This window comes from Sphingorhabdus sp. (genome assembly GCF_044374345.1).
Lineage (GTDB): Bacteria > Pseudomonadota > Alphaproteobacteria > Sphingomonadales > Sphingomonadaceae > Sphingorhabdus_B.
In genome coordinates this window covers 1-9,703 of the sequence record NZ_JBILOS010000077.1, presented here as the reverse complement: position 1 = coordinate 9,703, position 9,703 = coordinate 1, and the positions used below count along the sequence as shown (strand labels likewise).

The following is a 9,703-nucleotide window of genomic DNA, read 5'->3' as shown; positions in this document are numbered from 1 at the left end:
TAATGCCGGTCGCGACCTTGCTTTGCCGAACCACCTGCGGAGTCGCCTTCGACCAGGAACAGTTCGGATTTGGCGGGATCTTTTTCCTGACAATCAGCCAGCTTGCCGGGCAGAGACGCAACGCTCATCACCGATTTGCGGCTGGCCTCGCGCGCCTTACGTGCGGCTTCGCGGGCGGCGGCGGCATCGATGACCTTTTGGATCACGGTGCGCGCATGGGCGGGATTTTCTTCAAGCCACTCGCTCATCCGGTCGGCCATCAGGCTTTCCAGCGGCTGGCGCACTTCGGATGACACCAACTTGTCCTTGGTCTGCGACGAGAATTTCGGATCAGGCAATTTCACCGACACAATCGCGGTCAGGCCTTCGCGCATGTCATCGCCAGTCAGCGTGACCTTTTCCTTTTTCAACACGCCCGATTTTTCGGCATAGTTGTTCAGCGTGCGTGTCAGTGCCGAGCGGAATGCCGCCAAGTGGGTGCCGCCATCGCGCTGCGGAATGTTGTTGGTGAAGCATAAGACGTTTTCGTAATAGCTGTCGTTCCATTCCAGCGCGACATCGATGCCGATGCCGTCACGGTGTGACGAAATCGCAATCGGATCGGCAAGCAACGCCGTTTTGTTGCGGTCCAGATATTTAACGAACGCGCCAATGCCGCCCTCATAATAGAGGTCATGTTCTTTGACTTCGGAATGGCGGTTGTCGCGCAGCAGAATGCGGACGCCAGAGTTTAGAAACGCCAGTTCGCGATACCGATGTTCAAGCTTGTCAAAATCAAATTCGAGCACATTTTTGAAAGTCTCGGTCGACGCCATGAAGGTGACGCGCGTACCCTTTTTGGGTTTACCATCGGCCACAGGGGCATCGCCACGAACGATCAATGGCGCAACGGCGTCGCCATGTTCAAAGCGCATCCAATGCTCTTTGCCTTCGCGCCAGATGGTGAGCTCCAAGAACTCAGACAGTGCATTGACGACGGACACACCGACGCCGTGCAAACCGCCCGATACCTTGTACGCGTTGTCGTCCGACGTGTTCTCAAACTTACCGCCGGCGTGCAGTTGAGTCATGATGACCTCAGCTGCGGAAACGCCTTCTTCCTTGTGCATGCCCGTCGGGATGCCGCGGCCGTTATCTTCGACCGATACCGATCCGTCGGCATTCAATTCGATCAGCACCAGATCGCAATGTCCGGCGAGCGCTTCGTCGATCGCGTTGTCCGATACTTCGAACACCATGTGGTGCAAGCCGCTGCCGTCATCCGTATCGCCGATATACATTCCCGGCCGCTTGCGAACCGCGTCTAGGCCCTTGAGAACCTTGATGCTGTCGGCACCATATTCGTTCTGATTTGGGTTGGCTGCGCTGTCCGCAGACGGGTTATTTTCGGAGTTTTCCGGGATTTGATCTGTCATCGGTGGACTATAGGCCCCAAGGCCGAAAAGCCCAAGGGAAAGCGGCAATAAAGGGCTATTTTTCCACAATCTTTTGCGCCTATCGCTTGTTGCGTTTTTGGGTGGCGGCCTGCGGCGAAAAATTAAGCGATGAAAGTTTTCGATATCGCGCTAAATCATCAAATGCGCATCTAAGGGATAGGCACAAAACGTGATGAATATCGAGACGGAACTGGAAAAGAGCTTTGGCGACTTTGGCGCACTTATCGGTGCTTGGGGTGCAGAAAAACCCGACGCGCTCGCGCTCGCTGACAAGTTCACCACGGTTTCCTGGAGCCAAGTTGCGCAGCTAACGTCACGCATTGCAGCGCAGCTTCAGCGCGATGGCCTTCAGCATGGTCAGGCGGTCGCCATTTTGGGCATGAGCAACATCAATTATGCGCTGGTCTATTTGGCGGCCGTGCGTGCAGGCGGCTGCGCTGCGCCGCTGACGACATCAGCTACCCCGGCACAATTGTCCGCGATGTTGCGGGACTCAGGGGCGATGCATCTTTTTGTCGATGCGGCAAAGCTGGCTGAACTCGGCGGTATAGACTTGGGCGATGTGCGCATTGTCATATTGGATAATGGCGATACATCGCACCCAAGCCTTGAAGCTTGGATGGCCGAAGAGGGCGCGACATTTGCAGCAGTCGAACCTGCGCCGACTGACCCGTTCAACATCATTTATTCGAGCGGAACGACAGGCACGCCAAAGGGCATCATCCATTCGCACGCCATGCGCTGGCACCAGATGGCAGGTGGTTTCAAATCCATTTACAGTCGTGACACCCGTTCGTTGGTCTCCACGCCCTTATATTCCAACACGACGCTCGCCGTGTTCCTGCCGACCATGTGCCATGGTGGATTTGCGCGGATCATGGATAAATTTGACGTCACTGGCTATCTTGACCATGCACAGGCCGACCGGACAACGCATACCATGCTGGTGCCCGTCCAATATCAACGCCTCATGGCGCATGATGGTTTTGCACAATACGATCTTTCGCATTTTATCATCAAATTTTGCACCAGCGCGCCATTCCCGGCGGAGTTAAAGGCCGATGTCGTCAAACGCTGGCCCGGCGGGCTCGTCGAAATTTATGGGATGACGGAGGGCGGCGTCGTCTGCATGTTGCAGGCGCATAATTTCCCCGACAAGCTGCACACCGTGGGGCAGCCCGTGACGGGCCATGAACTGATCGTCCTTGATGACGACGACAATCGCCTGCCTGCTGGATCAAAAGGTGTTTTAACGGGCCGGTCACCCACCATGATGTCCGGCTATAAGAACCAGCCGGAAAAGACGCGCGAGATGGAATGGCGCGACGAGGATGGCAATATCTGGCTGAAAACCGGCGACATCGGGATTGTCGATGAAGACGGCTTTGTTTCGATCGTCGGGCGCGCGAAGGATATGATCATCTCCGGCGGGTTCAACATTTACCCGAAAGATCTGGAGGAGCTGCTGGAAGCGCAAGCGGAGGTTGCTGAGGCTGCCGTGGTGGGTATGCCGTCTGATGCGTGGGGCGAGACGCCGGTTGGGTTTGTGCGGTTGCATCCCGACGCCAGCAGCACGCCCGATGCTATCTTGGAGCGGGTGAATGGGCAGCTTGGCAAAACCCAGCGCATTTCGGTGCTCTATCCCATCGACGAAATGCCGCGCAGCCATATCGGCAAGCTGCTGAAAACCGATTTGCGGGCATTAGCGGCAGAATTGCAAAATGGACGGTAAATTTGGCCCGGATCTGGCGGCGGTCATTTCTGTTCTGCAGACGGCACTGACACCCGCATTCTTGTTGGTTGCGGTGGGCAGCCTGCTCAATGTCCTCACGGGACGACTGTCGCGCATTGTGGACCGGTCACGCGACCTGCAGCGGCAATATGCCGAGACCGAGGGTCAAGCACATGAACGGGTTGTTACCGAGCTGCGCATCATTGAAAAGCGCATGCATGTGGTGGGATCATCGATCTTGTGCGCGGTTTTGTCCGCGATTTCGGTGTGCATCATGATCGTGGTGCTGTTTGTGATGGGGCTCACCAATATTTCCGCAGCATGGGTCGCTGTGGCCGTATTCATGCTGGCACTGGCGCTGTTATCGGCTTGCCTGTTTCAATTCGTGCGCGAGATCCGCTTGGCAACTTATGCGATATATGTGCCGGAGGAGTATCTTGAGCTGCCGGCGCCTAAGGAACGCAAGCTGCGCAAGACGATGTAACGCGCAGGCGCGTCGTTAGCTTGCCTTGCTGCCCAATAATTGAACGCGGGCGACAACTTCATCGCGGATCGTAGGCGTTACAAATTTGCCAATTTCGCCACCATATATCGCGATTTCTTTCACCAACCGGGATGCGATGGGCTGAAGCGAGACATCTGCCATCAGGAATAAAGTTTCGACGCGATCATTCAACTGGCGGTTCATGCCCGTGAGCTGATATTCATATTCGAAATCGGTGACGCCGCGAATGCCGCGAATGACCGTGCTTGCGCCATGCGCTTCGGCAAAGTCCATCAGCAGTGAATTAAACCCGACAACGCGGATATGACCTGCGCCGATTGTCGCAACTTCGCGTTCGACCATCGCGATACGCTCTTCATCCGCGAACATCGGCGATTTCGACGCGTTGGTGGTCACGCCAATGATGAGTTCGTCGACAAGCTTTGCGCCGCGCCGGATGATGTCCATATGGCCCAAGGTGATGGGGTCAAAAGTTCCGGGATATACGCCAATCCGGTGGGTCATCAGCGATCTCTTTCCGTGATATAATTTGCAATAGCGCGCAACAAATCCGCCTCTGCGCCATAGCTTGATAGATAATCATTGGCTTGCTGGACCAGCATTTCGGCCTGTTGCTTGGCGCGATCAAGCCCCATCAGCGACACAAATGTACCCTTGCCGGCCTCGGCATCTTTCTGCAGCGCCTTGCCAGCCAGTTCGGGGTCACCTTCGACATCCAAAATGTCATCGGCAATTTGAAAGGCAAGGCCAATGTCGCGGGCATAGCCCCGCAAATGCGCGCGGCCTTCGGGTGGAATGTGGCCCAAAATGGCGCCCATTTCGACGCTTGCGGCGATAAGCGCGCCGGTTTTCAATGCCTGCAGGCGCATGACCGTTTGCAAATCGAACGATGCGTTCTCCGCCTCAATGTCCATCATCTGGCCGCCTGCCATGCCTTCAGGGCCACTGGCCAGCGCCAACGTCGACACCAGCTCACCGCGCACAAATGGGTCGCTATGGGTATCTGGATTGGCCAAGATTTCAAAGGCAAGCGCATGCAGCGAGTCACCGGCCAAAACCGCCGTCGCTTCGTCAAATGCGCGATGCACGGTGGGTTTGCCACGGCGCAAATCATCATCATCCATGCAGGGCAGGTCGTCATGCACCAGCGAATAAACGTGAATGGCCTCAACCGCCGTACCGACGCGCAAAGCTGTTTTGCGGTCGACATTGAACAAGGCTGCGGTGGCCGTTACCAGCAAGGGACGAAGACGCTTGCCGCCGCCAATCGTAGCGTGCCGCATGGCTGCATATAAACGGTCGCGTGCGTCCCCGGGTAATGTCAGCAGCGTGTCGAATTCTTGGTCAACATCTGCTGCAATACTGGTCAGCGCATCTTGAAGCAGCGAAGATGTCGATAGCTCCGACATTACATTCATCCCGCGTCGAACGATGTGGTGCCCGTTGGCGCACCGTCAGGGCCAAGCGTAATCGCTTCAATCCGTGCCTTCGCCATATCAAGCCGTTGTTGGCACAACGCCCGCAGCGTGTTGCCGCGTTCATATAGCGCAATGGATTCATCAAGCGGCGCTTCACCGCTTTCCAGCTTGTGGACGATATCTTCAAGCGCGCGCAGCGCCTGTTCGAAATTCAGTTCAGCAACGTCGTCAGTCATCGCACTGCAATGACGCGGGGTGGGCGATGGGTCAAGTGTTCGCGCTACCGAATTTATACGCCGGCCTTTAACAACCAGTCGTGGAAAATCTTGACGGCGCGCTGCTTCAGCGCGCGGGGGCGGCACACGAACCAATAGCTATAGGGGCTTTCGACCTCTGCATTGAAAAGCCGCGTCAGGCGTGGATCACGCGCGTCCGAAAAATGGCTTCCGTGCATGATCGCGACGCCCAGCCCATTGGCGGCAGCTTCAAGCATGAGCGCGCCGCTATCCAAACTATCAATGGCGGCGGGTTTTAAACGGGGTACGCCCATGGCTTGACGCCAGGCGTCGAATATCATGGGCATATCGCTGTGGACCATGATCGTATGTTTGGCCAGATCTTCTGGCTTTTGCACATTGTGCTCCTTGGCCCATTGCTCCGAAGCAATGGCATAGACAAGGTTACGGTCGAGACGAACGCTGTAGAGTTTTGGGTCAACCTCGGCAGCGATGATAATCGCGGCATCAATCACATCGCCCAACAGATTTTCCGCATGGCCAGAGGTATCAACGTCGATATGCAATTTCGGGAACGCTTTGCGCAGTTCGGGGAGGCGCGGGATGAGGCGCTGTGAACCGAAAAGCGGAAGCAAGCCGAGGCGCAGGCGATATTCGCCGCCACGTCCGGCAAGCTCTTCAACCGCTTCGGCCATCGCATCCATCGCCGGCTCTACAGCCGCCAGCAAGGCTTCGCCATCGGCGTTAATGACCATGGCTTGGGCGCGGCGGTCAAAAAGCGATTTGCCGATAAAATCTTCAAGCGCCTTTATGCGGCGGCTTAAGGCAGGAGGTGACAGCGCCAGTTCACTGGCCGCGGCTTTGGCCGAACCCAGTTTGGCGACGCGCAAAAAGGCTTCTAACGACCGTAAAGGTGGCAATCTGCGCATATCATCTCCTTTTTTGTCGCACCGCAACAAAAATGATTTGATTCTGCGATCGTACGAATGCCGCAGAATTCAGTTTAATCTTATAAATATCAGTTGCATGATATGCAACTGATATTGCACTGTTCGCACTTGCACAAAAAATATAATATCGCGATAGGGGGAAAGCCTTATAGGCATCCTCTCCTAAAGACTTTTTCAGGGTCGACTTTGGTCGGCCCTTTTTTTTGCGCAAAATCTGCTTCTGTTCGTCGAGCCGACATGATGTGGTGATTTAGCAATGATGCGGAATGCGCCTTACGTTTCGTCGGGAACAATCAACGCCCGCCTGCCCCAAATGATCAGAAAAACCAATGAGGCAGAGATGAGAATGAAGGTTGCTGGCTCCCACCAGCTCAAAAGGGCGACGCCGATTGCTGGCGCGAAAATATAGGCTGCGCCATTGATCGAGGCGATTTTGCCGGCGACATCGCCTTGCTCGTGCCGCCGGACCGCCAATGAAGCACCTGCAGTAAATCCCGGCCGGAACAGCCCAAAGCCCAAAGACGCAATCGCAAAGCCTGTACTGATGCCGTAAAAATCCTGGCTAACGCCCGTTAATATGGTGCCAATCAGCGCCAGTATTGAACCCCAAAGCACGGAACTGCGTGCGGCGAGGGACAAGATCGGGATGAGGCCCCATTGCGCCAATAACGTCGCCATTGCGCCTATCAGCATGACTGAGCCACTGGCCTGCACCGCTTCCCAAGGGCGATCATGCAGCCCAAGCCGATCGCGGACGAGGAATCCGACCACGCCAAGGATGATTGCCTGCGCGTGCCCGCCAATGAGGCCCGCAATAAGCCAGGGCGCCATTCTTTCATCGCGCCATGGCAAGCGAACTTCTTCATCGGGTAGGGAATCCAGCGCTTCGCCATCGACGTCTTCGCTGTCGAGCGTGTTCATGGACGCAGAATTGGGATAGGCAGCAACCGCACCGCGCGCGGCAAAGCGCGGTGTGTCGTTCGGCAACAGCACATGCAAAGCGATCAGAACGGCAACGCCAAATATCGCAAACATGATCAACGGTCCGGCAAGGCCAAAGGGCGGGAACAACAAATAATGCGCGGTCGCCGGGCCTATGACTGTGCCCACACCGAACGACGATGCAAGCATCGACAATGCCTTCGTCCGCTCGGCGCGTTCGGTTCGTGCGGCAACATAAGCCTGCACAGCGGGCGGGGCTGCGGAACCAAAACCGCCATAAAGGCTGCGGAAGATGGCAAAGAGTATGAATGTAACGGCTGGGCCGATCAGGCCGGCAAGGCCAAGCCACAAGACCAATCCGCACAGGCCCATTGATGAGATGAAGCCAATGATGCCAACACTCATCAACTGCTTGCGGCCCCGACGGTCGGACAAGCGCGCCCATTTTGGCGCGGTGATGACCCATAAAAGTGCAGACCAGCTAAATGCGAGGCTGACCAACACGTCGGGCATATCCAGTTCGCTTGCGATGGCAGGCAGTGCGGACTGCATCGCCGTATTGCCCGCGGCGGCGACGAGCATGACGAGGAAAAGGACGACGACGCGGCTGTTGGGTATGGCCTGAACTGCGCTCATGGCTTTTTCCAATCATAGCTGCGCGTGACTTCTGCGACATGCAGACTGTAATCGCTGTACCAAAGATCGCGTCCTGCATCGCGGACAGCCATGTGTTCGGGGTGATCGCGCCATGCTTTCGCGCTGGCTTCATCAGTCCAATAGCTGACGGTTATGCCAAGCCCGTCTGACCCCCGCACTGAATCCATGGCGATATACCCCTCTTGCTGCACAGCCAGCGTTTCCATCATCGCGGCTGCGCGTGCATAGCCTGTTGCGTCAGCATCGGTCCGCTGTGCCACGAAAATCACTGAAATTGTTCCTCGGGGAAGCTTTGCCATAGCTGCGGCATTAGGACCGATGCGTCAGACAATGCAAGCGTGGCGGAACAGATTATGAATTAATGCGTTTGCATAAACGGAGTCCAATCGTGACTGTCAGAAGCCCGGAACAATTGTTACCCTTTTCTGGCGCTGGAAAGAGTGATTACCGGTCGCGCAGCAGGCTGAACTTAATCCGCCGACCGATGCTGTAGTCCACCGAATTCACGAGGAAATATGCAAACCAACCCTTGAACCGGCTCCAAACATTGTCGCGCCCTTTTAACAACACAGGCGTTTGTTCTTCGGATTGGGCGACCAGCCCATCGATCAATGTGCGCATATATACCGCAAGTGCATCATCCTTTATCCGGACCATGATCTCAAGATTGATGAACATGCTGCGGACGTCGAGATTGGCCGAGCCAATATACACCGCGTCATCAATGACCATCAGCTTCATGTGGAGACGGCGCGGCTGGAATTCGTAAATCTTCGTCCGACGCCGCAGCAGGTACCGGTAGAGCAAGCGTGCCGCGGGAATGGTGGCCCCATTGTCGGTTTTGCCCGCCAAGACGAGGCGCGATCCCTTGTTCCGCTTCGATACCTTCGCCAATCGGCGCAATATCGTTTGCGACGGGGAAAAATAGGCCGATGCAATGTCAAACCGTTTTCCGACCTGCAAAGACCGTTTGAACGTCAGCGCCCATGGAGAGATCCGGTTTGTCGGTCCGCCCAACAGCCATTGGACTTCGCCTATGCCCGGTCGCCATTGCCGGATAATCGACCGGATTTTACGATAACGCACCTTTCCGTCGGCCGATGCGCTTGCCATGTCGTCGAAGTAGCGCGCCAGCCGCGGCACTTCCGGACCGGTTATAATGATGCCCAAATCTTCCCAGTCATCATCACCTGCTCGCCCGAAATATTGATCTGTAATGTTGAATCCGCCCACCAGTGCGTGGGTGTCATCGGCTATGAGGATTTTTTGATGGTTGCGGATGATATAGCCCAAGCCCTTGCGGGTGCTGAAACAATGATAGCTTCCCCCTGCGTTCGTCAGTGGATCAAAGAAACGGTCGCTTATTTGGGCCGAGCCAAAGCTATCGATGATCAGCTGTACCTGCACCCCGCGATGTGCCGCCTCGACCAACGCCGTCCGCACATCGCGTCCAACCGAATCGTCGGCAAACATATAGAAGAACATCTGGATGGAGTGTTCCGCCACCGCGATCAGGCGTAACACCGCGTCAAGCCTGTCGTTCGGGGCATGCACCAGATGGAGCTGATGGCCAGCAACCTGAAACTGCTTTCCGGGGAGCCCCGGGGTGCCTGATTGCGTTGCCATAACCCAGTTTACCGCTTTGCGGGGATTACGGCAAGCTGCCTGCCCTTTTCATTGACATTTTCGCTGCTTGTCTATAGGCGCGAGCAACTTCCCGAAATTCCGAAGAATCAGGAGCCAAGATGGCACGCGTTACTGTTGAAGATTGCATCGACAAGGTCACCAACCGGTTTGACCTCGTATTACTCGCCGCAGAACGCGCGC

At 56.0% G+C, this 9,703-nt stretch carries 11 protein-coding genes; 3 read left to right on the top strand and 8 right to left on the bottom strand.

Annotated features, from left to right (window positions below; all coding sequences use genetic code 11):
• The coding region (locus ACIQ5B_RS08460; protein WP_397598621.1) for an ATP-binding protein at window positions 1-1,415 on the bottom strand (1,415 nt) is incomplete at its 3' end.
• A 193-nt stretch (window positions 1,416-1,608) separates the two neighbouring features.
• Here ACIQ5B_RS08460 and ACIQ5B_RS08455 point away from each other — a divergent pair.
• Window positions 1,609-3,168, top strand: coding sequence for a class I adenylate-forming enzyme family protein (locus ACIQ5B_RS08455; protein WP_397598620.1), 1,560 nt, complete (start codon window positions 1,609-1,611; stop codon window positions 3,166-3,168).
• Window positions 3,158-3,652 (top strand): DUF2721 domain-containing protein, encoded by a 495-nt coding sequence (locus tag ACIQ5B_RS08450; protein WP_397598619.1) that lies wholly within the window; start codon window positions 3,158-3,160, stop codon window positions 3,650-3,652. The genes ACIQ5B_RS08455 and ACIQ5B_RS08450 overlap by 11 nt, the downstream gene beginning before the upstream one ends.
• 15 nt (window positions 3,653-3,667) lie before the next feature.
• Here the strand turns inward: ACIQ5B_RS08450 and coaD are convergent, their stop codons facing one another.
• The 7 genes from coaD to ACIQ5B_RS08415 form a co-directional block, all read right to left on the bottom strand.
• Window positions 3,668-4,180 carry a pantetheine-phosphate adenylyltransferase gene (coaD, locus tag ACIQ5B_RS08445; protein ID WP_324479349.1) on the bottom strand — a complete coding sequence of 171 codons (513 nt, stop codon included), beginning with the start codon at window positions 4,178-4,180 and terminating at the stop codon, window positions 3,668-3,670.
• Entirely contained in the window at window positions 4,177-5,082 is a 906-nt protein-coding gene (locus ACIQ5B_RS08440; RefSeq protein WP_395629374.1) for a polyprenyl synthetase family protein, read from the bottom strand. The genes coaD and ACIQ5B_RS08440 overlap by 4 nt, the downstream gene beginning before the upstream one ends.
• 5 nt (window positions 5,083-5,087) lie before the next feature.
• A complete protein-coding gene (locus ACIQ5B_RS08435) occupies window positions 5,088-5,327 on the bottom strand; it encodes an exodeoxyribonuclease VII small subunit (protein WP_333569375.1) in 240 nt (79 codons plus the stop codon).
• 53 nt (window positions 5,328-5,380) lie between these two features.
• Window positions 5,381-6,256, bottom strand: a complete 876-nt coding sequence (locus ACIQ5B_RS08430) for a LysR substrate-binding domain-containing protein (protein ID WP_397598618.1) — start codon at window positions 6,254-6,256, stop codon at window positions 5,381-5,383.
• A 294-nt stretch (window positions 6,257-6,550) separates the two neighbouring features.
• Window positions 6,551-7,855 (bottom strand): MFS transporter, encoded by a 1,305-nt coding sequence (locus tag ACIQ5B_RS08425; protein ID WP_397598617.1) that lies wholly within the window; start codon window positions 7,853-7,855, stop codon window positions 6,551-6,553.
• The gene (locus ACIQ5B_RS08420) at window positions 7,852-8,175 is read right to left on the bottom strand and encodes an antibiotic biosynthesis monooxygenase family protein (RefSeq protein ID WP_397598616.1); all 324 of its coding nucleotides are present in this window, start codon (window positions 8,173-8,175) and stop codon (window positions 7,852-7,854) included. The genes ACIQ5B_RS08425 and ACIQ5B_RS08420 overlap by 4 nt, the downstream gene beginning before the upstream one ends.
• Before the next feature lie 145 nt (window positions 8,176-8,320).
• On the bottom strand, window positions 8,321-9,502 hold the full coding sequence (locus ACIQ5B_RS08415; protein ID WP_397598615.1) for a phosphatidylserine/phosphatidylglycerophosphate/cardiolipin synthase family protein: 1,182 nt from the start codon (window positions 9,500-9,502) through the stop codon (window positions 8,321-8,323).
• Window positions 9,503-9,621: 119 nt separating this feature from the next.
• On the opposite strand from ACIQ5B_RS08415, the gene rpoZ reads away from it, so the two are divergent.
• Window positions 9,622-9,703, top strand: an 82-nt coding sequence (gene rpoZ / locus ACIQ5B_RS08410) for a DNA-directed RNA polymerase subunit omega (protein WP_397598622.1), incomplete at its 3' end; no start/stop codon positions are given.